The sequence below is a fragment of the Trichocoleus sp. DQ-A3 genome, from assembly GCF_039961975.1.
Classification (GTDB): Bacteria; Cyanobacteriota; Cyanobacteriia; order Cyanobacteriales; family FACHB-T130; genus FACHB-T130.
Genome location: NZ_JAMPKC010000003.1, coordinates 240,820 through 267,079, shown reverse-complemented (window position 1 = coordinate 267,079; position 26,260 = coordinate 240,820). Strand labels below are relative to the sequence as shown.

Below are 26,260 nucleotides of genomic sequence, written 5' to 3'. Positions count from 1 at the left end.
AGTTGTCAGAAATGAGTTTTTTTCTCTTCTCAAGGTCAGTTTGCTTTGCCACTGACTGTTGACCACTGACAAAGGACAATAAACCAATCAATTTAAACTCTAGACACAAGAGCTGTCTATAGTCCATATTTTCTCGCATCGAATCCAACATTCTTGTCGAGATGCCTAATCGATAGCGAACGTGTACCTAGTCGCTACCTTCGACGCAACCACAGCTTAACACTCTCTAATTGCTTCTTTTGGCAAGGTCGTCGCGATTGCTTTGAGATGAACAGGAGAAGGTTCGCCAGGATGAAGAATGTAAGATTTTGGGATGCTGAGGGAAGCTGCTGGAGAGCTGCTCTCGTTACCCACCGGATAGGATGAGGGATAAATTTCTGCTTCCGAGTTTCTGACTGCTGACTCCTGAATGCTAGCGTCCTTCTCCTCACCCCGCGCTAACAACGGTTGGGGGGGCATTAAGGGAATTTCTACAATAAACTCTGCACCTTGACCGACTTGGGAGTGGCATTGTAGCTTGCCTTTGTGTTGGGTAACGATGATTTGATAACTTACTGCTAAGCCCAATCCGCTGCCCTGACCAACGTCTTTGGTAGTAAAGAAGGGGTCAAAGATTTTCGACTGAATTTCTGGGGGAATTCCTGGCCCATTGTCAGCGATCGCAATCCGCACACTAGCGACCCCTGGAGAGCAGTCCGGCACCAATTCGGTACGCAAGGCGATTTTTTTGTCCTCGGAAGACCACCGATTGAGCGCTTCTATCGCATTCATCAGAATACTCAAGAAAACTTGATTGAGTTGCTTCGGGTAACACTCCACTAAAGGCAAGTCGCTATAGTTTCTCTCTATTTGGATCTCATTGCCCAGCTGACTGTGCAGCAAGAACAGCGTATTTTCCAGCCCGATGTGAATATCTACTGGTTTCAGGGACGCTTGATTATGGCGCGAGAAGTTCTGCAATGATTTAACAATTTCGTGAATTCGCTGGGCACCTGCCTGCATCGAATTCAAAATGCGTGGTAAATCTCTCAGGAGGAAATCTAGCTCTAGTTCCTCAGTGAGCTTTTGTAATTCAGCATCTGGATTGAGATAGAAAGTTTGATAGCTCCGCACTAATCGAATCAGGTCATCTACATACTTTTCCACATAAGGAATATTGCCGTAGATAAAGTTCACTGGATTATTAATTTCGTGGGCAACGCCAGCTACCATCCGACCCAGACTTGACATTTTTTCACTTTGAATCAACTGGGATTGCGTTAGCCGCAGTTCAATCAGCGTTTGGGCCAGTTGCTTAGCTTGAGCGGCGCTTTCTACTGCCTGCTGCTGAGTTTGGGCGTATAAGTTGGCTTGTCGAATGGAAATCGCCAGCTGATCGGCAACCGCTTGGGCAAGTGTCCGGTCATTTTTCGACCAATACCGGATATGCGAACACTGATTGAGATAAAGAATTGCGTTGAGTGTTCCATTTGCCTGTACTGGCACGACCAGGGAAGATTTTATCTGGGCTTTTTGATACTCTTCGTTTGCTTCCCCAATTCGGGGGTCTTGCTTGATGTCAGGAATACTCACTTGTTGACGATGCTGGATCGCCCATTGGGTCAGTGGCCCGTGGGTATCAAAATCATCAATGGTAGAGGGAAAAGGCTCCCGACACACCTCAAAAAGGTATTTCCGCCGAAAAGCGGCACCGTCAGCGGGCAAGGGTTGCAATAAGCAAGTTTTATCTGTTTGCTCCTCTGCTTCTTGCTCCCCGGCTTCAGACGCGATCGCCTTTGTCTCTACAAGCTGCTTCCCAACTCCCCGGTTTCGCTCCTCTTCCAAAGTGTCGCTATGTTCCACCAGATGCACTAGACACCGATCTGCTGACAGCGCCTGCATCAGATGAGCGATCGCTTCGGTCAGAATTGTTTCCAAGTTAAAACTCTGCCGGGTTTGACTGGTAATTTGATTCACCAGTTGCTCTCTTTGAGCCTGTTTCTGGGTTTGCTCGTAAAGCTGAGCTTGACAAATCGCAATTTCTAGCTGTTGGGCGATCGCTTGCAGAAATTCAATTTCGGAGTTTGACCAGGTGCGGGGTTGCTCTGAAATACAGACAATAAAGCCAACCCATCCTTCTTTTCGCTTAACCGGAACGAACAAGTTAGCCCTGTCCCAGGGAGAAGACCCTTGGGAGCGTCCACTGGTGTCGATTTGCTGGTTATCTCGCTTTAGCCAGGAAAGCCATCGATTCATCATCCCCCCTGTCGTCGGGTGAGAACCTGCTGTTTGGCTGTTGATAATTAATTTCCCAGAAGCGATCGCACTCTTCACTGCGCCAAAAGTTTCTAAGGGATGGTACCCCAGTTGAGAATTCTTTTGCTCTCCATTAATCCGCTCGCAGACAACTTGTACCCGCTTGGTATCCTCGAAATACCACAAAAAACAACACCTATCTAGGTGTAGCAACGTGGCAATTTCGTCCACTGCCGTTTGCAGCACCACTTGCAACTCCAACGAGTTGCGGATGCGATCCACAATTTTCTGTAGCAGTGCCCAATGCTTTCGCGGGTACTGAATCCAGGCTGGAAATAATTTGCTGGTATAAGCCACAAGCGGAAACACGCCGCCTCCCTTGAACTCTTCTTGCGCGTCTAGTTTGGTAAAAATTTTAGGCAGCGGTCAATCGTCCTGTTGTCAAATCACTAGCAATTGGTAAGCCATGTTAGTTTATCAGTCACTTTGGTTAGAAATTGTATTCAGAATAACTGATAGTGAGTCTCCACATCTCCATAAAGGTTGATTTTTTAGCTTCATTCCGTTGCTTTGACTGAGAAAACTAAATTCGCTCCCGATGTGGAAATCCTCGAAAAGTCGCGGATAGACAAAATTACCACTTGCTGGTACAGTTTGCTCTGTTTTTCCGAGGCTTCTGCTAAAAAAGAAATTGAAAAAAACTCAAAGCAATATCACTCCCAAGAGTGAGTGTGAATCCAGCAGTACGAGAGTATTCTTTCCTAAGTACGAAATCCGAAGAATACGGTGGGGCGCACCGGAATTCAAGCTTGGGAGCAAGGAACCTCACTCTTTTGGAATACCCAAAACTGGCTAAGAGGACTGGTGAAACCAAGAATTCCAGATTTCACCTGCGGGAGCGTCTAAGCAAAAACCGCAATATTGTGATTAAATAGCAAACGATTCCTTTGGTTGCAATCTCTTAAAGAGGAGTGTATGAACAAAAAAATAGTGAGTCTGCTTTTAGTTCTCGGCTTGGCTACCACCTTGGGAGCTTGTCAGGAAGGACCGAGTGATAGTACTACTAGCCCTTCTCCTACCACATCTCCAACGACTGGTGGAACGACTGGTGGAACGACTACTAGCCCAGCGCCCACAAAGTCTCCTTAAGGAGCTGGTTTTCGCTCCTTACTTCTCCTGAAAGGGATTCATACCGAATCGACGGGTATGAAAGTTAGTAGTGAGTTCTAAAACATCTGAACCCCGATCTGGTAATTGCTCCTCACACATTCACTGGGTATCTACTACTATCTGAGTCAATATTGACACCCAGGACAACTGTTATGTTGGCAACAACTGACTGCCGAAAACAACTGGGGTCACAAGCATTAGTTGGCTCACCTAGAGTCGGAGTAAGGTCTGACTATGTTTATCTGTTGTTGCGGTAGGCGGCTTTGGCATTAAATGCGACTACTGCAATTTAGTACTTCTCACTATTGTCGGAAAGCAAGACTGGGGCTAGGTTATAAGCAAATTGCTTATCAGGTTGAAAATTTAACCCCAGGGCTACATATCCTCAAACTCAAGCCAATCACCGGACTCACGACAGTGCCGGTGCTTTTGTTAGAGGCAGAAGATATGCAGGGAGTCAGCGAAGCCATCCCGTCAGGGACGCGGCAGGAAGTGCAAGCGATCGCTGACTCGACGCAGATTTTACAATTTCTAGATCGCTATCGCCCAGAACCAGCGCTATCGTTACCGGATCGCCAACTACAGACAGAAGCCTTGATGCTGGAAGATTGGCTGGATGAAAGTATCGGCACGGCGACTCGCTTTGTTTACTATGATTTTCGTGCCGGTGCTGGTAAGCAAATCGACCCTTCGCCGTCTAGTCAGCTGGTGATTCAGGTGGTGCGGCGGCAATATGGAATTAATCAGGCGGCGGTGGAACTGGCAGCAAATCGGCTGAAGGTAGCAATGGAAGTGTTATCCAGTCGCTGGCAGAATAGCCTCTACCTGGTGGGCGATCGCTTAAGTGTTGCAGACATCGCCGCAGCCGCTTTACTCAGTCCTCTGGCGCTGATTCCTCAATACCGAGAAGATTATCCTTGGTTGTTTGAGCGCATTGAGCGGATTCACCTTCTTTGTCGGGAACCACTACCCCCCGGATTGGGAAATTAAAAATTAAAAATTAAAAATACACTGAAAATTAAAAATAGAAATGAAAAAGCCCATTATTTCACTATGGATTTTGCAATTTTCATTTCAACTGCTGGGGGTGATGCCTGCTAGGGGACTGCCACCACCGGAGGATACTCCTGAGGAAGTATTGCGGACGGAGATTATTACGGAAGCGCGATCGCCTATCGACGGCAAGCAACTCACGGCTGCTGAGTATGCCCAATTGCAGAACGCTCTGCAAACCCGTCCTGCTGCAACATCCCAGGTAAATCCCAAACTGCGAGAATTAGTTTTTCTGCTCCGGGTGCGGCGGCTGCTACGTACCTTTGGTATCCCCACGCCCAAATAAATCCCGCATTCTAGCGATTAATTTTTCTGCTTTGCATGCGGTAACTGTTATAAATGTTCGCGTTCCTGGGACAGTGATGGCAACGCGAAAAACGTTTGCCTAAGCAAGTCGCTATCATAAACTGCGTACACCCTACTTAAAAGCTGCCTTTGTTTACTTTACCTACTTGCTTGCTCCGACTCTTAACTCAATACTCAGATGAAGACGTAAATTTCAATAACTCTAAAAACAGCCAGTTTCACGCTAGATGACGATGCACTTTTATTGACATTGTCCTAACTAGAAGAAACAACTGTGTCCTGCTACCGATGACAAAATATACAAAAAACAAAAAATGTATATAAATATTAAAGTGCTGTTAACCAGAGGGAGATGCTCGTTCTTCAACCGCTAGCTGCTATAGCCCTACCTTACGGGAAGACTTTCAGGCTTAGGGCAGACGCTACGCGATCGCCTTAAGCCAACGATACGGGCGATCGCAACACACGTGCGCGTCCAAAAAGCCCTATCGAGAACCCATTCATTCAAGACCTTTAGATAAATAGGTTTATGTCCATGACCATCGCCCCCGAACAGATTGAGCGGATTGTTTGGAATCAACATCAAGACCCATTTGAAATCCTGGGTGCCCATCCCATTCAGCAAAATGGCAAAACCGTCTGGGCAGTGCGAGCCTATCTACCCAATGCCAACGCCGCGTGGGTAGTTTGCCCCCAAGAACGCACAGAATATCCCATGCAAGCAGTGCATCACCCTCATTTTTTTGAATGCACTATTGAGATGCCAGAACTGGCAAACTATCAGCTGCGGATTCAAGAAGGGGAACACGAACGTGTTATCTATGACCCCTACGCCTTCCGTTCTCCCCACCTGACAGAATTTGACCTGCACCTGTTTGCCGAAGGGAATCATCATCGCATCTATGAGAAACTAGGTGCCCATGCGACGGAAATTGATGGGGTGACAGGAGTTTATTTTGCAGTTTGGGCACCCAATGCCCGCAACGCCTCTGTCTTGGGGGATTTTAACAACTGGGATGGTCGCAAACATCAAATGCGTAAAGGTCCCACCGGCATCTGGGAAATGTTCATTCCAGGTTTGGGTGTTGGGGAACACTATAAATATGAAATCAAAAACGCCGATGGTCACATTTACGAAAAATCCGATCCCTACGGCTTCCAGCATGAAGTGCGTCCTAAAACAGCATCGATTGTCACTGACTTAGATTCCTACCAATGGAATGACCAAGATTGGATGGAAAAGCGCCGCCACACCGACCCGCTCACCCATCCTATCTCTGTCTATGAAGTTCATCTAGGGTCTTGGCTGCACGCTTCCTCTGCTGAACCGCCACGGTTGTCCAATGGAGAGACAGAGCCAGTGGTAGTCGTCTCTGACTACAAACCAGGAGCGCGTTTCCTCACCTACCGGGAACTGGCAGAACGGTTAATTCCTTACGTTAAAGAGCTGGGATTTACTCATATTGAATTATTGCCAATTGCTGAGCATCCTTATGATGGCTCTTGGGGTTATCAGGTAACTGGGTATTATGCCTGTACTTCCCGTTATGGGACACCTGAGGACTTCATGTATTTTATTGACCAGTGCCACCAGAACGAAATTGGGGTGCTAGTGGACTGGGTTCCGGGTCACTTCCCCAAAGATGGTCACGGTCTCGCTTTCTTTGATGGCACCCACCTTTACGAACACGCCGACCCCCGCAAAGGCGAACACAAGGAGTGGGGGACTCTAGTATTTAACTACAATCGCAATGAAGTGCGGAACTTCCTGGTTGCCAACGCCCTGTTCTGGTTTGACAAGTACCACATTGATGGAATTCGTGTGGATGCTGTGGCGTCGATGCTTTACTTAGACTATTGCCGTGAGCCTGGGGAATGGTTGCCTAACCAGTACGGCGGCAGAGAAAACATTGAGGCGGCTGATTTTCTACGTCAGGCAAATCATACGATTTTCAGCTATTACCCAGGCACCCTGTCAATTGCGGAGGAGTCAACTTCCTGGCCTATGGTGTCTTGGCCTACTTACGTAGGAGGACTGGGCTTTAATTTGAAGTGGAACATGGGCTGGATGCACGACATGCTGGACTATTTCCACATGGACCCTTGGTTCCGCCAGTTCCACCAGAACAATATTACTTTTAGTATGTGGTACAACCACAGCGAGAACTTCATGCTGGCGCTATCTCACGATGAGATAGTCCACGGCAAGAGTAATATCATTGGCAAGATGCCGGGGGATGAGTGGCAGAAGTTCGCGAATGCTCGCTGCTTATTCGCCTTTATGTTTACTCACCCAGGCAAGAAGACTCTGTTTATGAGCATGGAGTTTGGGCAGTGGAGTGAGTGGAATGTCTGGGGTGACTTGGAGTGGCATTTGTTGCAGCATGAGTCACATCAAAAACTGAAGCGGTTTATGAGTGAACTCAACCATGTCTACCGCAGCGAATCAGCTCTTTTTACTCAGGATTTTGCTCAAGAAGGCTTTGAGTGGATTGATTGCAGCGACAACCGGCATAGCGTGGTCGCGTTTATCCGCAGAGCGAAAGATTCGGAGGAGTTTATTATCACAGTGTGCAATTTTACTCCTCAGCCGCATAGTCACTATCGTGTAGGTGTCCCCGAACCAGGATTCTATACCGAACTGTTTAACAGCGATGCCCGCGAGTACGGTGGGAGTAACATGGGCAATTTAGGCGGTAAGTGGACGGATGAGTGGTCGTTCCACACTCGTCCTTATTCGCTAGACCTATGTTTGCCGCCACTAGGAGTGCTGGTTTTGAAGCTTGACCGGCAGAAGACAGCAGCCGCGATGCAGTCTTGGCTGTCTCAGGGATAGTCGGGTTTCTTGTTCCCAGAACGGTTGTCTGGGAACAAGAATCTCAATGCGATCGCATTCCCTACTACCGAGCGATAATTGCGATCGCATAGATTACACTTTGCAACTTTTATCTTGCGCTGTTCGCATCGCTCCCAGAAGAGTGGAAACAAATACACACCGTTTGACTTCCCCACCATTCTTAATGTTCAGCGTTACCCTTGCCAGATATAAGTTCTCTTGCGGATTCATGATTACGCAACCTCTATAGTCAAACCGGACTCGGCGCGGACTACCTAATGACTGTGAAGCTAAGGTGGTATTAGGAGCGTCTATTTGAATATTTTGCTCAAAATTCTGCCATTGTCCGGGGCTGGGGTTAATACCGGCACGATTAACTGCCCACTGAACGACCCCATTTTGTTCTTGAAAGCTGGCTTCCCAAGCAACTTTGTCACGCTTAGCATTGCTTTGGGCTTCTCTCATCGCGCGGTAAACTTGGTCTTGTGCTGTTCTGAGATGTTGGGCATTGAGAAATCCTAACCAACTAGGGGCAGCGATCGCGCTCAAGATCCCGATTATTAAAATTACTACTAAACTCTCTATTAGCGTGAACCCGCCGCTGGAGCAATTAGATAACTTTTTACGCATTAGCTAGATACTAAAAAGACACACCCAATTTCTCAAGTTTCCTTGTTTGATGTGTCTTTTGAGTTCCGTATCTTTGCTGATTTTTGTAATTTACTATTGGTTTTAGTCAGTATTTTTTCCAGTAGCGATAGCGCTCAATATTCCAAATAATCAAAATTATTACTAAACTCTCTATTGGCGTAAATCCAGCGATTAACTGTTGCAGTCTTTTGGAAATTACCTATATTCCAAAAAATCCGCGCCCAACTTCTCAAGTTTTCTCTTCGGGGAGGTATTTTGAATTCCGTACCTTCGCTGATTTTTAATTAGCTATATTTCTAGCCATTAACTAGGGCAGTTATCATCTGTCGCAGCTTGGATTGCCCCCAATAAAGTTGTCACCTTGACGCACCGCTTGGGTCCTGTAGGCGCTGTATAACTACTATTGGCTGTAGCCACTGCGATAGTTAAACCTGTGTCGGCATCCTGGGGTAAAGTACCCTGATAATTAAAAGTAATTGTTTTCGCAGTTGTTGGAGCATAGCTGATGACACCACCAACGGGAGCTTTGTTAGGAGTACTGATGTTGGTGTAAAGTAAAATTTGTCCTGGTTTGATGTCTTGGTTTTGCCCTAACTTCTTCCACTCATTGAGGGGAATATTAGGGGCGGTAACATCACCACGATGAACGACCATCTTCGGAACTTGACCTTCAGTTTTAAAACTGACACTATAATCGCGCTTTGTTCTTTTAGCCTCTCTCTGGGCTTCTCTCAGGGCGTTTAAGGCAGCGTCGTTAACGGCATTCACCCGTTGCCGATTCAGAAAGCCAAGCCAGCTTGGCGCTGCGATCGCGCTTAATACTCCGATGATTATAATTACTACCAGCAACTCGATCATGGTGAATCCAGCAGATTGATAGCGCTCTCGCTCAGAGTCTCGAGCAGAGATCCGCGTCCATTGCCGCTGACCAGGTTTGCCAGCTATTTTCCCTGTTTGCAATAGCTGTAATATTTTTATAAAATCTAGGCTACCCATCTTTTCTTTTCTCGCTGATTAGATTGTTCTTAGGCACGATCATTTAGTGAATAGAAAACCACGGCCTTTAATTTGAATAGTTGCGGTAGGGAAATACACCGACTGAGGACTATAATTAGGCGCAGTATTTTGAATTCGAGCTAAAGCATTGCCCCGGATAAAAACCTGCGCCCTGTTGTTTAATGAGTCTACACAGGCATAAAAGCTACTATTGTTGATTCCCAGAGCATTCACACTAGCAGGTGATGGTACTGCTTTTCCTAAGGGGGTGGGTGGAGTTGTTGTTGTATCTTGAAAAACTGTTCCGCAATCTACGCGCGTTGGTACCCCTGGTGTTACTGAAGGAGTTTGGTCAATATAATCAATCAGTACATTGGTTGGATTGCTGTAATTGCTATTAGCACCATTGGCATTCGTTTGCAGCTTCTGCCACTGATTCATTTTCTGCTGAAGAGTGCCAGAGATGCTTAAGTTAAATAGAGCGAAACCATCATCAGGTCGTTTCTTTGTAGTTGCTGTATCTGCAAGGTAAGGGGGGCTATTGGCAGGAGGATTAGGATTCCTAACCCCGTCTTTAATTTCAAACCTACCGATACGAGCAGCAGGTGACCAAGGAGTCTGAACACCATTACTATCTTTGATAAGATAGTAGGCCACAAGGGAGTAGACAAAGGCGTCGTCACAGTTATCTGCTGCACCCCCTGCTGGTGGACAGTTAGCAGCAGCCGTGTTAACTGGTATTACATTTTCCCTCTGCGTTCGCCTCCAAAATACAAGAACTGGTACGCAGCTATTCGTGGTACCACAACCATTAGAGCCAGAAGCAGCGGGTGGTAGTTGACTGCTAATCGCGGACAACCCAACATCGTCATAAATATAGACTGCTTGTTCTAAATCTTGAGCGATATAGTCGAGGGCTGCTTTGATTTCTTGCTCGGAGTTTGCCTTAGCTTGTTCTTTTCGATCTGTATCCAGGATGTTGGTCATAAATCCCAGCAATGGTCCAATGACGAGGACGGAAAGAATCATCGCCACTAGCAATTCGATGAGGGTAAAGCCGCCTGTCTTTTGAGCCAGCTTAGGGCGTTTCAGCTGATTGATTAAAAGAAATTTCAGTGAATTGATCATGCTGCGGGTCCCCTTTTGGTTGATAGATATTTAGCAACCAGAATTAGTATTGCTAGGATTTCTCAGGCGTTGGCACCAATCACTAAAATTGGTGTCCTTAGTAACAATTTCTGTTGTTGTTTCTACTAATGGTGCTTTGCGATCGCCTAGTCCCCCAGTGTAAGCCGCTTGAGTTACTTTCTCAGATGACGTATTTCTCTTCAACGTAACCGTATCGCTAAAAGCATCTGCTCTATATACTCGCACCCCGAGACGGTAGCCAGTTTCGGCATTAGCGCTTGTAGTAGCTGTGCGAAAACCCTGAACGACTAAGTCCTTAGGGCTATTAGCGCTACAACCAGCAGTCTCATCAAGATCGACACAATAAACACTAGCTGGCGACGAGCAATAAGTTCCACCTGTATTGCAGGTTAAAGTTCCTGAGGGAGCGTTAGCGACAAGAAAACTACTGCTGCCAGCCGTAGCAGTGGGAGCGCTGCCAACCGTGGTCGTGGGAGCAGATATCGCTCCCGACCGAACGCCGTCAATGTAGGTTTTTGCCGCCTCGGTTGCCCGTTCCACGCGCCTTGCCTGAACCCGTGTGGCAGTCGAGAGGACAATAACGGGTGCCAACCCCACCATCAAGACACTCACGACGATAATCGCCAGCAACGATTCAATGATGGTGAAACCGGCTTGACTGGAATCAGGGGGATGTTGCTTCTGCTTTCGGGGAATCATAGGGGTCTCCAACCAGACATTGTCATTTGTTAAGTAAGTCCTTATCCTTAGGGGCAGCCGCTACTGGGGTGTTGGCTGGTATCGATTGCGTAGCCAGTGTAGTTGTAGTTATTAGTCACGCCTATTCTTTGACCAGGAGACGCACACAACAGCGTTTTCACCCAAGGATCATCTCGGCCCACTTCCCGATAGAACTCACTTGGCTCGCCCGCAGACGGTGTAGTGATCTGTTGGGAAAATAAATCAGGCAGCTGAGATAGCAGCCCCACATCGAAGCCCCACTCACGTCTGGGTGCTGAATAATACGGTGTTCTACCCCAACCAGTGGCACCAGATGGTGTATTATTCGCAATTCTGTACAACTGTGGGTAAGTAAAAATACCTGTTGAAGTCACAGTAGGGCTTAGAACAGATAGGAAGGGAGCTGTGGCATAGCTATTACGTTTGAACTGAATGAACGAACCGTTGATTCGAGCAGTTAATGGGTTGCTATTGTTGTTGTTCCAGTTTTCTAGGAACATTACAAAGTTGGGCAGACCCCCATTGAACTCAGCAACTGGTGGTGTGGTTGCTGTAGTGTTACGTATGGGATTATCGCCTGCGGCGATGATCAGATTAAATGTTGTATTAGCGTCGGGTTTCTGCATCCAGGTTTCTTGTTCGCCAGAGCCATCTACAGAAGCGAAGAAACCACTGTTAGGAGTACCAGTCGGTGTATGAACTTGCAGCATAGGCACTAACAGCGGCTGCTGAGTGGTTCCGACTCCCAGCGATGTGACTGCTAATGGCGTTAGATAGAACAGCGGGCGATCGCTACTGTATCTTCCCCCCAATGCTGACGGATTAGGTGGATTAAGAATATTGGTTGTCCTAAACCACAGAGCATTATCTACTGAATGAGGAAGACCAGCTACTGTAGTGAGGCCTCCTCCTATGGGTATGGAAATACCAGAGTAGGAATAGTACTGTACCTTATCAGTGCTATCAATTCCTAGAGGAATAGGTCTGTTACTACTATCTAACACCAGCCTATTTAGAGTATCTCGCAAGAATGCAACGCGGCGCGGATAGCGTTGCTGCGCTGGATTGGCAGGAAGTCTGGCTGTCGTGCCTGCCCCAAGCGTTGTTCCTGTAGCTACAAGTTGGGTTACTGGTGTACCAGCTGGTATTTGTCTGGCTTTTATATCTGAGATTCCATCAATATTAACTACCCAATCCTGAGGCTGGCATGCGGAAACTAAGGGTTTGCGGCATATTTCCATTACATACTCTGAGAAATCCGTCCGTCGCTGAATTGGAGTGACGAAGTTGTTTACGTAGGAACTGCCTTGCTGTCCTCCAGCTACATCAAAGTCTTTAGGATAGCCATTACTGGGATCGAACCAATCTGCACTGTTGAGGTAGTTGTTGTCAAAAAAGCCATTTAACCTACGAGCTGCGGTGACAGTTATTTCTGTCTCCTTAACGTTGGTGTTAGTTGCATTACCGTTTCCGTTGAGGTCAAAGCCAAATTTAGTTTCATCTACTATCTCGGCTACCGAGACGCTACCGTTACCGTTAACGTCATATCCGTTAAATACTAAGTTGTTGCCTAGATTCTCTACATTCTTTCTTAAGTCATAGTCTCCTTCATTGCGGAAACCGAGCCTGAAGTTGTTAGAAAGTAGGGTAACGGAATCGGCAAGTACGGTTGCAGATCGCCATAAGTCACCAGGGCTACAATTCAGGCCAGGCTGACCATCACGACAGGCAAAGTTAGTTTCTTTAGTGCTACGGTTGTAGAATTGGTTTCTTGTCCAGGTTGGTGTCGCTGCTAACTTCAGGTCGCTAAACTCTTCCAAAAGAGTTCCATCCGGTTTTTGGTGCTGGTTAAAGGTATTCGTACTATCAGCTTTGACATAAACTGGCAAGTTAGTTGCTAAGATCAGACCCTTTTCCGTCTGCTTGTAGGTGTTGTCGCCATTACCAAACCCAGTACCACCACGCGCTAGGATGCTGCCCTTGATTAGCATAATCCCATTTGGACGGCGGGCAGGGTCAAGCGCAAAGTCAACTGGGCTGTTGAGCTTCCGGGTTGCTAGACGTTTTTGTTCTTCTAGTAGGTCAGAGGGTGATGCGGTAGGTGCTGGATTATCTCCTGGCGCGCTTAGATCCGGCAGAGCATCATCACGAGTGGCATAGATAATTCCACTGTCTGGCAGGAGGTACTCTGGTTTTGGCGTAGTTGGCACAGGTGATGTACCAGTAATTCCTCCTGTTGGAGAGCGTCGCAGTAAATCTAGATCCAGTACAGTAGTGCGGATTTCTATGGGCTGACGCTCTTCAATGCTGAGATCGTAGTTGCTTGGTATTGCATCACTGCCCTCAGTTGCCTTGACTTGTCGAGCATCTAGAAACGCTGTTTCGTAGATTGCCCCATGGGGAATGACGCTAGCATTTGGAGTTAGAGTGCCATCGGCAATTTGCAGGGCACAGAGAGTGGAGTCAATGGCAGATTGGTGGGCTAAAGTCAGTGGTTGGGGTGTGTCTAACTGTTTCAGTGCTGCCCGGAGTGGCTCGTTCGCGAAGCGTCCATTCGGGAAGATCAGGTTAGCTTGATAGTTAAGTTTTGCTCGTAAGCTGCCAGCTCCACTAGGCGGAACTGGTACTGGAGTCGTAAACACGCCCGCAGCATTGCGCGAGCCAGCTCCTATGGTACTGGGAGTTTGAGCAGGAATTCCGTAACTGATACCGTTGTTAGAGAGACCTGTTGCCCCTGCGGGTACAGTAAGCGGAACACCAAGCGGTCCGGGAAATAAAGTTGCTAATCCGCTTGTGTCTGTGTTCCTAGCTGTGAGACTGGTGCTGGGGTCGTAGTAGCTGCTAACACAGGCGATCGGTCTTTGCTCAGGAGCTGTAGGGACAGGATAAGTTGAAGAATAAGGATAGGCACTATTCCTATAGTGATAAACTGCTGTGGCTCGCATCAGCAGATCGCCTTTTTTGTCAGTGGGAGCAAGAAGACTGGGAATGCCATTTTTATTCGTGTCTTCCCACATCGGCATAGAATCAGGCAAGACAACTGTAAACCCGGTTGATTCGTCTTCCAGGGTTGAGTAATCGTCAGGAATAGGGAAAGAGGAAGGTGGTTTAGGCAGGAAAGAGTTGGTTGGATCGTAAACGCCAGCTCCAGTGACAACGCGCAACCCTCCAACTCCAGCAAGTGCTATGTCCGGTTTCTCCGCAGCTTTTCTCTCCCAGAAACCATCCCGATCGGTGTCGCCTAGATCGGATAAGGGTACTGCCTGGGTCATGCGGGTACGCAGCTTGGAGGAGCTTTCCCAAGTTGTACTCGTATCAACTTGTTGGGTTGTTTGACTGTAGAAATCTGCAAATTTTCCTTTTGTCTTGTCCCACCATTTGGCTGGCAGACCATTGCCAACAAGGATGCGATCGCCAAGTTTTGTTTCCGTTCCGTTTATTTTGGTCGGATCTTGTGCAGGTGGCTGAGTCTTCACAAGCGTCAGGGAGTTATTACTACCCCCAGTAGTCACCCCAGTAGCTGCGTCTGGAGTGACCGGATAGCTCAAGCTATCGACAGGTCGCAAATTATCCCCAGTACCTTGCAGGTCTGAGGCGGTCAATGTATTGGGGTTCGCCGTGGCAGCCACTTCAGCAAAAGGAACGCGACGCATCCGGTCTTTAAAGTAATTTTGTAATGCCTTGTTGCCATCGCCACCCGCGTTAATTTTTGCTTGAATCTCTGGTGGTACAGATGTCGTGCTGTTTACTAAGTCGTCAATACGTTTAGCATAGGCTTGGCTATTGTAGGTTGCTTCAGTGGTTGAGTTAGTAACAGATTGATTGGCCGTGCTTAAGGTTGCAGGCCCATTAGGCACGTTGTTTTGCTTAAACAAATCAACTGCAACACTGCCCGTAGCTCCGCCCTCGGCACTTCCAATTAGCAAATTACCGCCAACAGTAATCTTGCCGTTTTCTTCTTTATAGAAGCATGAATTTTTGCTGCTGACTTGATAATACTGAATAGCAGCACCCCTACTGCCTGTGAGGAAGTTGCCGTTCGTCATGATGCGACCGTTTATCCTTAGGGGCGAACCAGGGGTAATCTCTAAGTCATCTTCATATACAACGGCATTATTAGTCAGAGGAATCCGAGCTTGGTCTTGTTGGTACTCTAGAGCAGAAAAGCCTTTGTTCCCCTTATAAGCCTCATAGTCGCCCGCAGGAGGAGTGACAATTGGAACTGTTGTACTAAATACGAAGAAACTTTTTTCTAGATTCCCATCTGATGACTTATACCAACCAGAACTACCTACTAAGCTAGCGCTCGTACCCCCTGCCGTACAGCCATCACCTGCCGAGCTACTGTTCATCGGTGGCGTTCTGGCTTCCAGGAAGGTTCTTGGTCTGTTGGCATTGACAGTAGGGCTGCGGAAGTAGAGGCCGTAGAGGGTATAGCTATCAAATTTCCCGTTGTTATCCGTATCAACCGGAAATCTCCAAGCAGTGGTGAGAGTTTCGTCATTTTCTAATGAGCTAGCTCCAGTACCGTTAGGAGCTGTAGCTTCAATACTTCCGTTTGCACCTCCCCCTGCTCCGTTGCCAAAGTTATGAACAAGCTTCAGAGGTGTTTCATCACCCAGCGTATAACTGGGTAGATTGCCAGCAATAGCGTTGTGTAGAGCGACATCCGTTGGCGTTGACCGCGGAAGCGTCGGGTCTGCCAGTAATTGTTTGATTTTTGCTTTAGCACGGTCGATTCCTGGTCCTGCGGCTGCCAACACTGCCTGATTGACTCTCACGTTGCTGGCATTTTTGGAACGATCAAACGACCGGAACACCATCGCTGTCGTCAGCAAGATGACGACCAGGATCACCATCGTCACCGTTGGCAAGATAAATCCAGACTTGGCAAGCTTTGAGCTTCGACCGATAACCATTAAGCTCCGCAAGAGCCAGTTCATGAGCGTTTTGGTAATCACTCTTGCTAGCTGCATCATTTGTCGGACAAGATTCTGGATAGCTTTAACTAGCTTGTTGCGGGATGACATGGCTGCTTTCCTGTCAAAGGTGAGAGATTAGTGGAATGAAGAGTTTAAAACTTAAAAAATTAAGAACTAGCGTTGAAAAGGCTGAATGCCTGAAATTTCGCCTTTTATGAGGTGAAGGGAAGCTTCATCAAAAATTTATAGTTCAACATTTCTCCTCTGTCTTAACAACCCAATTTCTGGTGGGCAACCGGGAAACTACGCACTCAGATGTTTAACGGCTGTTTAACGGCTTGTTAAATTTTTCAGTACCTTTCCGGAGTAGAAATGTCCGTTCCGTATTTTGGAATAAAGGCTAGATGTGCGCTTCCCTCAAGGGATAGATTTAAGAGTCCTTATAAACCATCTTTGCAAACATAGCGTTTCGCTTCAACACAACTTAACAAAAAATCGGGGTAGATTCACTGTAGTTAAGATACCCAGATGTTGTGCAAAACCTATCATCTCTAGTAAAAAAATAAAGAAACTGCCCAACACGCACCATGAAGTGAGGTATCAGGCAGCACATAAATAACAAAGTGTAGAGACATCGCAGGCAACGTGCTCTACTAGAAGCCATAAGCACTCAGGGATTCTCTAGAGGCTGTACTAATAGTGTGTACTAATAGTGATTCAGGTTAATTCCCGCTTCTTTAGCCATCGTTTGCAGACCCTTTAGCTCTAGAGTCTTGATTGCCTTCGTAGAAAGCCTTAGCTTCACCCAGCGATTTCCTTGAGGCCACCAAACCCGCTTCCATTGCAGATTTGCTTCCTGTAGCTTTTTGGTACGTCGGTGAGAGTGGGAAACTGCATAGGCATTATTCGCCTTTTTGCCGGTCAGCTGACATTTGCGCGACATAGTCTAGTCTCCAGATTTTCGGTCGTTATTTAGATATAGCTTTTAGATTGTACCCAAGCTATTGCTTAGGTGGGCACTGCCCACCCATACTCGCCTAGCGTTCTGTCAGACGAGTTAGCACTTGATTCGACCGTTCCACAAAGGATTTCATCCCTTCAGCGTCAAATCCTTTCTGAGCCATTAGCGCCAAATCATAGATATGCTGGCACATCAGATTAGCCAAATCGCCGGTGGGCGATTGACCCTCACCTTGGATAATACTACCTTGGCTCAACTGAACCAGATTTTGAATCAGCGGGTGCGCGGTATTTACCACTAAGGTGTGTTCTTCAGGAAATTCAACGTTTTGCTGCTGCATCAATGCGTTCATCTCCCGCAGACGCCGCAGAACTTCTGGCAAGAGTACCATTGCTGGTGGGGTTCCCTGAGGATCATCTGACTTGAGCGCCTCGGTGCGGATGTTTAGTTTGGGCTTGTTGAGGGCTTTCTGAAATAACTCTTTGATCTGTTCTGAGCGAGTTTTGTTAGTTTTGGGGTCAACAATTTCTCCTGCTTTATCCTGGTCAAGCAGGGTTTGGTCGAGGTCAGAGTCTACGCGGGAGAATTTAACATTCGGATGTTCATGCTCTAGGAAGCTGATGAAGTGAGAGTCTATGAAGGAGTCCATAAACAGGACTTCTAGACCTTGGTTTTTGTGTAGTCCTACGTAGGTCGCCTGGGAGACTTCATCGGTGCAGTAAAAAACTCGATTTTCGTGGCGGTCTTTATTCCGTTCCAGGTACTCTTTGAGGGTGGTGTAGTTAGTGGCGAAGGCTTCGGACTGAGGGCTGAGAGGTGAAGAAGCCGAGGTTTGACTTGGGGTCACTTCTTGCCAGACATCGCCCTCTTGAGATTGCACTTCAACGGCTGGGATATCGGATTGGGCAGTTTCTGGAGCCGCAGGTGTAAGGTTCACAGTGGTGCGATAAATCAGGATGTCTTCGACTTGCTTTTTGAATTTGTCGTCGTTGAGGGAGCCAAATTTGACGAAAGTGCCTACGTCTTGCCAGCAGCGGATGTACTCGTCGCGATTTTCGCGGTAAAGTTCTTTCAGGCGATCGCCTACTTTCTTGGCAATGTAATCGGCAATTCTCCGCACCGTCCGGTCGTTGGTTAAGGAACTGCGGGAGACATTCAAGGGGATGTCAGTGCTATCAATGACGCCTCGCAGCGGCAGCAGGAACTTGGGAATAACTTCTTCGCAATGGTCGCTGACAAATACTTGATTGCAGAACAGCTTAATTTGCCCTTTGGTGGTGTCTACATCCGGCTTGAGCTTCGGGAAGTAAAGAATCCCATTCAGGATGAAGGGATAGTCGGTGTTAAGATGCACCCACAGCAGCGGTTCTTCTTGGAAAGGGTAGAGGTAGCGGTAGAATTCTAGATAATCTTCTTTGGTCAGATTTTGGGGCGATTCCTTCCAAGGTGCCTTTTGGCGGTTGATTGTCTCTCCGTCCAGTTGGATAGCTACTGGCATGAAGTCGCAGTAAGTTTTTACCAACTGCCGAATCCGCATTGGTTCCAGGTATTCCACTTCCTCATCCTGAAGTGTGAGAGTGATAGTAGTGCCGCGTTCAGTTTTTGGTGAGTCTTCTAACTGAAATACGGGTGAACCATCACAAGACCAGTGGACGGCGGAAGCTCCTTGCTGGTAAGAAAGGGTATCAATCTCGACTTTTTGCGCCACCATGAAGGAGGAGTAGAAGCCAAGACCGAAGTGACCAATAATCTGTTGATCTGCGCTGGCTTTGTACTTTTGGATAAATTCTTCGGCGCTAGAGAAGGCAACTTGGTTGATGTATTTCTTGACCTCCTCTGCCGTCATGCCGATACCGTTATCCGAGATGGAGAGAGTTTTTTTGGCTTTGTCAATTGCGATTTTGATTTCTGGTTCGCCCAGTTCGCCGGTGAATTCGCCTGCGAAGGAAACCATCTTGAGTTTCTGGATGGCATCCACAGCGTTTGAAACCAGTTCCCGCAAGAAGATCTCGTGGTCTGTGTAGAGAGATTTCTTGATAATCGGGAAAATATTCTCGGTATGAATCGTGATTGTGCCTTGTTCCAGCATAGTTAGGGATCTCTAATTCGCTTGCTTGGAGTATCTTAAATATTGATTGTGAGCGATCGCTGTTCGTTCTGAGTAGAGGACAAAGCTGCTTAACCCTATGGGATTCCCGCCCATAGAGATGCGGATTTCCCTACTTTCTAGTTTAGTAAGGGAAATTGTATTTGGGAGCGATCGCTCAATAGCCACCTAAAATGCTAATTATTCGTGTTCTTTTCCAGTACGAAAAAGTAGTGATAGGGGTTTAAGGGATCGATAAATTCTCTCTTAATCGTGAGACCCGCTTTTTCAATTGAGTTAATCAGACGCTTTTTCGGATAGCCTTTGAGTCCCATCTCCCAGTAGTGTTCATCAGTCAAAGGCTTTTGACTCCAGAAGAGTGGAATCCGGACAAAAAAATACTTAGGTTTTAATGACAAGGAAAATTTAAATTGAATTGACAAAAATCTACTTCTATATGGAACCGAAATTACTAAAAATTTTTTAGTCGCATCTGCCAGCTTTTTGAGGGCTTTTTCTGCATCCTCGTAAGGGATATGCTCTAATACTTGAAAAATAGCGATCGCATCAAATTTTTCTTTTGGTAGCGAAAAATTACTTCTTAGATCCAGAATTAGGTCGGGCTTTAAGTCTGCGTCAACATCAGCTGTGGTGACATTGTATCCACCCCGTTTGAGCATTTCTGTAAAAAGAGAATTAAAGATCCCGATTTCAAGGATATTGTTGACTTGCTGTCCCAAACCTCTAATAAGACGAGCCTGATTGTAATAGCTGATGAGCCGGTCTTTTGATATGTATTCTTCGCTCGAAATTTTAGGTGTGTTAATGCTCTGCATAAAGGTGTCTATGGTTAACAAATTATTCAAGCTTAAATTATACCTATGCTATTATCTCTGTTAACATTTTTTTTACGGTTTGGTTTGCAACAGCCCAATTAAGCCGATTTTGATACTCATTAAATGATGAAAAAGCTAGTTTTTTATAGTCTTTATAATTTTCCATCATAGACATAATATAGTTACAGTATTCAGATATATGAGCGTCTATTGCAAAAGTTCTTCCATTCAAATTATCTTTAATAATTGTTGGTATGCCACCTATGTTTGTTGCTAAACAAGGAACTCCAAAAGAGTTTGCCTCGCAAAAAACCACTCCATAACACTCAGCGCGTGACGGTAAAATTAAAAAATGAGAGTCAGCTAACAATTTCTGAATTTTTTTATCACCTTCTTTTGAAGATTTATTTATAAATCCTAATGATTTTACATAGCTTGGAATTGGTAAAGATTCATTAGTCATAGGCTGACAGCCCACAATTGTCAATTCAGTAATCAAACCCCTTCTATTTAATTCTTTAGCCACTTCAAGTGCTACATCTCCTCCTTTCCTGTACCAGTCAACTCCTAAAAATAATAATTTACATGGGTTTGAAGCTCTGGATTCCACTAGATTATGAATATCATCAGTAGTTCGATTGCAATTGATATTTGCTCCTGAAGGAACTACTTTCACCTTAGATGGATCAATCCCGTAAATGTTAATAGCTGTCTGAGCAGCCCAATCCGACCAATATATTACCAATTCACATTTATTTAAAGCATAATTTTCCATTCTATATATATTTTTATGAGTTTCACTGCATAGGTTACTTAAATAAGGATAAAAATTAATCAATCCAGCTAGGGTTGAATCTGTCCATAAAACGATTGGCTGTTTACATTCAAGATAGGCAATGGGTATGGCATTTTCTGGACAAAGAACTATATCTGAATTTAATCCTGACAACTTTTTAGTAACTTGATATGCATAATCTTTAAGCACTAAAGGTTCTGCCCATCGATAGTAATCTTTCTGAAGTAAATTGCGATAAAAACTCCACTTAATTCTCGTTACTACTGAAAGTTTTTTCTTCAAAGGCCCAATGTAGTCAATTTCAACAGACTGATTAGTTAGAGATTGAGCTATGTGATAACCAGCACCACAAAGCCCTACTAGATTTTTAGGCCAGCTTGACGTATCCAATACATCATAGGTTGTAATATAGCCTATTCTCATAATTTAAATTAAAAATCATTAAATTAAAGTACTAAACATTTGTTTCGCCATATTGGTAGCAACGAACCAATTTAACCGTTCCTGATATTCCTTGAATGAAGATAATGCTAATTGTTTATAATCCCCGTAATTGCCAAATAAATTAGAAATATAGGCGCAGTATTCATTAATACTGGCATTCAGGGAAAAAACTTTTCCATTCCGATTTTCTTTGATAATTGTTGGTATACCACCGATGTTTGTAGAGATACACGGAACCCCAAAAGAGTTGGCTTCACAAAACACATTACCATAAGCTTCTGCTCTCGAAGGTACAATCAAAAAGTGAGATTCCGCTATTAATTTATTGATTTTGTTTAATCCTTCTTCTGTGGATTTACTAATAAAACCAAGACTCACGACAAAATCAGGAGGAGGATTTTCTTTAATTGGCTGGCACCCAACAATCGTTAATTCAACATTCAAGCCAGTTTTATTTAACTCTCTAGCTACTTCCAGAGCGATATCTCCGCCTTTTCTTAACCAATCTACACCCAAGAAGAGTAGTTTGCATTTATTCAGAGGTCTAGCTTCAACAATTTCTTTAATATCCTCTAGTGTTCTATTACACTCTACATTCGCTCCTGACGGAATCACTTTGACCTTAGAAGAGTCAACTTGATAAGTATCAATTACAGCTTGAGCTGCCCACTCGGAGGAGAATATAGCTAAACTGCATTTATCTAAGGTAAGTTTATCCATAGTAGTTAATTGCTGGATGGTCTCGCTACACAGGTTACTGAAATCAGTGTAAAAGTTCATCAATCCAGCGTAAGAAGCGTCTGTCCAAACCACAGTAGGTTGCTTACAGTCAAGATAAGAAATCAAATTGATATCTGGGCATAAAACGATTTCGGGATTAGTTTCTAGAATTTTTTTTGCGATTTGGGATGCATAGCCTTGATTGACAGTGGGTTCTGCCCAAGGATAATAGGTTTGTTTAGATATATGCTTATGCCAGCGATTCTTTGCCTTAGATAATAATTTTAAAGAGGGGGAGTATCTTTCCTCAAGAGGACCAATATACTCTACCGTTCCCAATTGCCCTTCCAGAGCTTTCGCTTTGTAGTAATTAGTGCCACAGTGCCCAATTAAGTTTCGAGGCCAAGTACGGCTATTGAAAATGTCATAGTGAGTAGCGTATGCTATCTTCATTGACTTTGTTCAAGATTTGCTTTTACGTTGATAAAATCTTTGGCTGGCAATTTTTTATATATTCCTAAAAAAGGGCTGTAAAGTTGGCCTAATTGGGACTGAAGTTCACAAGCTTGCACAACATTATTGGGTAGAGAATTTTTATTTCTTAGGTAGTAAATTAATATTTTTAAGCTATTGCGTAATGTAAAAAATGGTATCAAAAAAGGTAGGAAGGGACGCTGCCATCGATAAAACCGAGTGACTCGCGTGAGATGATTGGAAAGGCCATATCCACGAGCAAGTCTGAGTAGATAGGCTTCTTTTAAGCGATAGGGAGGAATGTGGTGCCAAATCTCTATTTTGGGATTGTGCCAGACTTCCCACTTACTATTTTGAATATAGAACATTATTTCTGCGTCTTCCCCGGCAGCCATTGTTTTCTCGTCTCTGCCGGGTATTAGGAGTTTTTCTGGAGGAGGAACGGCGTCTTTCCATGCCTGTTTCCGGATGACTGAACCGGGTGCAGCAGGAATTCGGCGTGGTTTATCAGAACGCTTGTAGTGAAAAGGCGTTGCACCTCGGTTATAGATAGTGAGATATCCTTTTACTTGCTCAAAGTAGGGGGGTGGTGGTTCATCGAGTTTGGCATGAATAATGCCACCATAGGCTCCCACTTTAGGGCGATCGCTACCAAAGCGATAAGCTTCGGCTATCCAGTTATCTGCTGGTAGATTATCATCATCCAAAAATCCAATCAAGTCGCTGCTTCTAGCTTCCTGTACGGCTCGATATCGCGCATAGGCAGCGCCTTGTTTGGCTTCAAAAATATACCTCAACTGGCTATCTTGACGCCAATTGGTTGCATAGCGAGCAACGACAGCAGCAGTATCGTCATTGCTGTTGTTGTCAACAACTAGCACTTCCCATTCAATATCCTCTGTACCAACTTGATGAAGCAGTTGATCTAGAACTTCGGGCAGACGTTCTGCACCGTTATATGTGCAAATGGCTACAGTAAAGTCCACGGATATGTTCTTGGCGTTGTCGCATCAATTTTGGATGTTGTATTGCTTTCAGACTAACAGTAGAGACGTTTAGAGGCAACGTCTCTACTGATGATTGTTAAATGATTTGAGCTTCAAGGAGGCTGAGGGACTGTTTTTTGCTGAAAGTCAGCGTATTGTCCACACAATCAACCAAGATGGTGTCGCCACTCACGAAGGTATTTTCTAGCAGCGCTGTGGCAAGGGTATTTTGCAATTCACGCTGAATGGCGCGTTTCAAAGGACGAGCACCATAGATTGGATCGTAGCCGACTTCTGCCAAGTGGTCTTGGGCAGCTGCCGAGAGTTCGATGGTGATTTTTTGATCGGCTAGCAGCTTCTCAATCTGCTTGATTTGAATGCTGACAATCTGGCGCAGTTCCGAGCGTTCCAGCCGGTGGAAGAGAATAATGTCGTCCACGCGGTTGAGGAATTCGGGGCGGAAATGCGATCGCAAAGCATCCGTTACTTTCTTCTGCATCAATTCGTACTGGTCCTCGTTCCCCCCCAGATCGAGAATATGCTCGCTGCCGATGTTGCTTGTCATCACAATCACCGTATTCCGGAAATCTACCGTCCTGCCTTGGGAATCGGTAATTCTTCCATCATCCAGCACTTGCAGCAAGATGTTGAACACATCGCGGTGGGCTTTTTCCACTTCATCTAGCAGCACGACCGAGTAGGGGCGACGGCGAATTGCCTCAGACAGTTGACCGCCTTCCTCGTAACCGACGTACCCTGGAGGGGCACCTACGAGGCGCGAGACGGCGTGTTTTTCCATGTACTCGGACATATCAATCCGTACCAGGGCGTCCTCGCTGTCAAACAGGAACTGAGCTAAGGCACGGGCTAGCTCGGTTTTGCCCACGCCTGTTGGCCCCATGAACAGGAAAGAACCGATCGGGCGACTAGGATCTTTCATCCCTGCGCGGGTGCGACGGATAGCAGCAGAAACGGCGGCAACGGCTTCTTGCTGACCGATCACCCGTTCGTGGAGATGAGATTCAAGCTGGAGTAGCTTTTGCCGTTCTGACTCTAGCAGGCGGTTGACTGGGATCCCCGTCCATTTAGCGACAATTTCGGCGATATCGTCTTCGCGTACCTCTTCCCGCAGCAAGGCAGCACCGCGAGATTGCAGTTCCAACAGTTGGGCTTCTTTGGCTTCCCGGTCGCGTCCTAAAACCTCCAACCGTCCATACTTCAGCTGAGCAGCTTTGTTAAGGTCGTAGGCGCGTTCTGCCTGCTCTATTTGCACCCGGAGTTTATCTTCTTCCTCCTTCACTGCGTTAATGTCTTCTAAGAGCTGTTTTTCTGATTGCCACTGGGAACTGAGTTGAACTTGTTTTTCGCTCAGGGAGGCAATCTCTTGTTCAATACGCTCTAAACGCTCTTGAGAAGAACGGAAGGCACCCACAACGGTTGTTAAACCCGTCCGTTGACCTTCTCCTTGCAGGGAGAGCTTTTCCATCTCTAGCTGCATCACCCGTCGGTCAATTGCCTCTAGTTCTACCGGCTTGGACGTAATCTCCATTTTCAGCTTGGCAGCAGCTTCATCGACCAAGTCAATTGCTTTATCTGGCAAAAACCGCTCGGTGATGTAGCGATCGCTCAAGCTGGCGGCGGCAACTAAGGCAGAATCGGTAATCTTCACGCCGTGGTGGACTTCGTAACGTTCTTTCAGCCCCCGCAGAATCGAAACCGTGTCTTCTACGCTGGGCTGATTAACATAGACTTGTTGAAACCGGCGTTCGAGTGCCGCATCTTTTTCAATGTGCTTGCGGTACTCGTCTAGGGTCGTCGCCCCAATGCAACGCAGTTCTCCCCGCGCCAGCATCGGTTTGAGCAAGTTACTCGCATCCATTGCCCCTTGAGTGGCACCAGCACCAACCACCGTGTGCATCTCATCAATAAAGAGGACAATCTGACCGACTGAATCGATGACTTCTTTTAAAACCGATCTGAGGCGGTCTTCAAATTCTCCCCGATATTTGGCTCCCGCAATCAGACTCCCCATATCCAGGGCAATTAGGCGGCGATTCTTCAAAGATTCAGGTACATCGCCGTTGATGATGCGCTGGGCTAACCCTTCTGCGATCGCTGTCTTACCTACTCCTGGTTCCCCAATCAAAACGGGGTTGTTCTTACTCCGGCGAGATAGCACCTGCACCACGCGGCGAATTTCCTCATCTCGCCCAATTACGGGGTCTAACTTACCGGATTTGGCTGTTTCTGTCAGGTCGCGCCCGTACTTTTCCAAGGCTTCATAGCGAGCCTCGGGATTTTGGTCTTTTACTTTCTGCGTACCCCGAACCTCTTTGATCGTTGCTTCTAGCTTTTGCCGATCGAAGTTGAAGCTTTTGAGCAACCGGCGTCCGATGCGGTCATCTTCGACGAAGCCGACTAATAGATGTTCTACCGAGATGAATTCGTCCTGCAAGGTAGTTCGTGAGGCTTCAGCTCGGTCTAACATGACATCTAAGCCCCTCCCCAGGTACAACTGGTCAACGACAGCGACTTTGGGCTGGCGTTGGGTGAAGGCTTCGAGTTGCGACTTTAACGCCTGGATGTCCACATTGACTCGACTCAAAATCCGATTTGTCAGCCCTTCTTCTTCTTCCAGAAGCGCGATCGTTAAATGCTCTACCTCTAGCTGCTGATTTTTGAATCGACGCGCCACATCTTGAGATTTGATGATGGCTTCCCAGGCTTTCTCAGTAAACTTGGCAGGGTCAGTAGGCTGCATTTTATAAAACGAATCTCAGTCGAATACCGTGTCTCACACGTCAGTATAACAATCTGGAGTCAATGGCTCATTGCCAGATTGCGAATTAAAAAAAATTCCCTCCCTGGTGTGAGGGAAGGAATGGAGGGTGGGATGAAAGTCCACCTTGCGACTCAACA

General features: G+C 46.2%; 17 protein-coding genes. 4 read left to right on the top strand and 13 right to left on the bottom strand.

The annotated features are described in order from the left end of the window. Positions 1-216: 216 nt before the first annotated feature. On the bottom strand, positions 217-2,604 hold the full coding sequence (locus NDI44_RS07590) for a GAF domain-containing protein (RefSeq protein ID WP_190410653.1): 2,388 nt from the start codon (positions 2,602-2,604) through the stop codon (positions 217-219). A 606-nt stretch (positions 2,605-3,210) separates the two neighbouring features. On the opposite strand from NDI44_RS07590, the gene NDI44_RS07585 reads away from it, so the two are divergent. The 4 genes from NDI44_RS07585 (at position 3,211) to glgB (ending at position 7,600) form a co-directional block, all read left to right on the top strand. After that, a complete protein-coding gene (locus NDI44_RS07585; protein WP_190410652.1) occupies positions 3,211-3,384 on the top strand; it encodes a hypothetical protein in 174 nt (57 codons plus the stop codon). Positions 3,385-3,678: 294 nt separating this feature from the next. Then, positions 3,679-4,395: a glutathione S-transferase family protein gene (locus NDI44_RS07580; protein ID WP_190410651.1), complete on the top strand. Its 717-nt coding sequence runs from the start codon at positions 3,679-3,681 to the stop codon at positions 4,393-4,395. 40 nt (positions 4,396-4,435) lie between these two features. Then, the gene (locus NDI44_RS07575; protein ID WP_190410650.1) at positions 4,436-4,744 is read left to right on the top strand and encodes a hypothetical protein; all 309 of its coding nucleotides are present in this window, start codon (positions 4,436-4,438) and stop codon (positions 4,742-4,744) included. A gap of 549 nt (positions 4,745-5,293) precedes the next feature. Further along, the gene (glgB, locus tag NDI44_RS07570) at positions 5,294-7,600 is read left to right on the top strand and encodes a 1,4-alpha-glucan branching enzyme (protein WP_190410649.1); all 2,307 of its coding nucleotides are present in this window, start codon (positions 5,294-5,296) and stop codon (positions 7,598-7,600) included. Between the two features lie 93 nt (positions 7,601-7,693). Here the strand turns inward: glgB and NDI44_RS07565 are convergent, their stop codons facing one another. The 12 genes from NDI44_RS07565 to clpB all read right to left on the bottom strand — a co-directional run bounded on the left by NDI44_RS07565 (position 7,694) and on the right by clpB (position 26,102). Continuing rightward, entirely contained in the window at positions 7,694-8,230 is a 537-nt protein-coding gene (locus NDI44_RS07565; RefSeq protein ID WP_190410648.1) for a type II secretion system protein, read from the bottom strand. Between the two features lie 324 nt (positions 8,231-8,554). Continuing rightward, positions 8,555-9,247: a prepilin-type N-terminal cleavage/methylation domain-containing protein gene (locus NDI44_RS07560; RefSeq protein WP_190410647.1), complete on the bottom strand. Its 693-nt coding sequence runs from the start codon at positions 9,245-9,247 to the stop codon at positions 8,555-8,557. 39 nt (positions 9,248-9,286) lie between these two features. Continuing rightward, positions 9,287-10,375, bottom strand: coding sequence for a hormogonium polysaccharide secretion pseudopilin HpsC (gene hpsC / locus NDI44_RS07555; protein ID WP_190410646.1), 1,089 nt, complete (start codon positions 10,373-10,375; stop codon positions 9,287-9,289). Positions 10,376-10,405: 30 nt separating this feature from the next. Continuing rightward, positions 10,406-11,095, bottom strand: coding sequence for a hormogonium polysaccharide secretion pseudopilin HpsB (gene hpsB / locus NDI44_RS07550; protein WP_190410645.1), 690 nt, complete (start codon positions 11,093-11,095; stop codon positions 10,406-10,408). A gap of 47 nt (positions 11,096-11,142) precedes the next feature. Further along, positions 11,143-16,146: a hormogonium polysaccharide biosynthesis protein HpsA gene (gene hpsA / locus NDI44_RS07545; RefSeq protein ID WP_190410644.1), complete on the bottom strand. Its 5,004-nt coding sequence runs from the start codon at positions 16,144-16,146 to the stop codon at positions 11,143-11,145. Between the two features lie 598 nt (positions 16,147-16,744). After that, positions 16,745-16,981, bottom strand: coding sequence for a 50S ribosomal protein L28 (rpmB, locus tag NDI44_RS07540; RefSeq protein WP_190410643.1), 237 nt, complete (start codon positions 16,979-16,981; stop codon positions 16,745-16,747). Positions 16,982-17,075: 94 nt separating this feature from the next. Beyond that, on the bottom strand, positions 17,076-19,088 hold the full coding sequence (htpG, locus tag NDI44_RS07535; protein ID WP_190410642.1) for a molecular chaperone HtpG: 2,013 nt from the start codon (positions 19,086-19,088) through the stop codon (positions 17,076-17,078). Positions 19,089-19,282: 194 nt separating this feature from the next. Then, complete coding sequence (locus NDI44_RS07530; RefSeq protein WP_190410641.1) at positions 19,283-19,921, bottom strand: methyltransferase domain-containing protein; 639 nt, start codon at positions 19,919-19,921, stop codon at positions 19,283-19,285. A 43-nt stretch (positions 19,922-19,964) separates the two neighbouring features. Continuing rightward, positions 19,965-21,140 carry a glycosyltransferase family 4 protein gene (locus tag NDI44_RS07525; protein ID WP_190410640.1) on the bottom strand — a complete coding sequence of 392 codons (1,176 nt, stop codon included), beginning with the start codon at positions 21,138-21,140 and terminating at the stop codon, positions 19,965-19,967. Positions 21,141-21,158: 18 nt separating this feature from the next. After that, positions 21,159-22,334 (bottom strand): glycosyltransferase family 4 protein, encoded by a 1,176-nt coding sequence (locus NDI44_RS07520; RefSeq protein WP_190410639.1) that lies wholly within the window; start codon positions 22,332-22,334, stop codon positions 21,159-21,161. Continuing rightward, on the bottom strand, positions 22,331-23,341 hold the full coding sequence (hpsE, locus tag NDI44_RS07515; protein ID WP_190410638.1) for a hormogonium polysaccharide biosynthesis glycosyltransferase HpsE: 1,011 nt from the start codon (positions 23,339-23,341) through the stop codon (positions 22,331-22,333). Before hpsE ends, NDI44_RS07520 begins: the two co-directional genes overlap by 4 nt. Positions 23,342-23,438: 97 nt before the next feature. Next, on the bottom strand, positions 23,439-26,102 hold the full coding sequence (gene clpB, locus NDI44_RS07510; protein ID WP_190410637.1) for an ATP-dependent chaperone ClpB: 2,664 nt from the start codon (positions 26,100-26,102) through the stop codon (positions 23,439-23,441). Positions 26,103-26,260 lie beyond the last annotated feature (158 nt).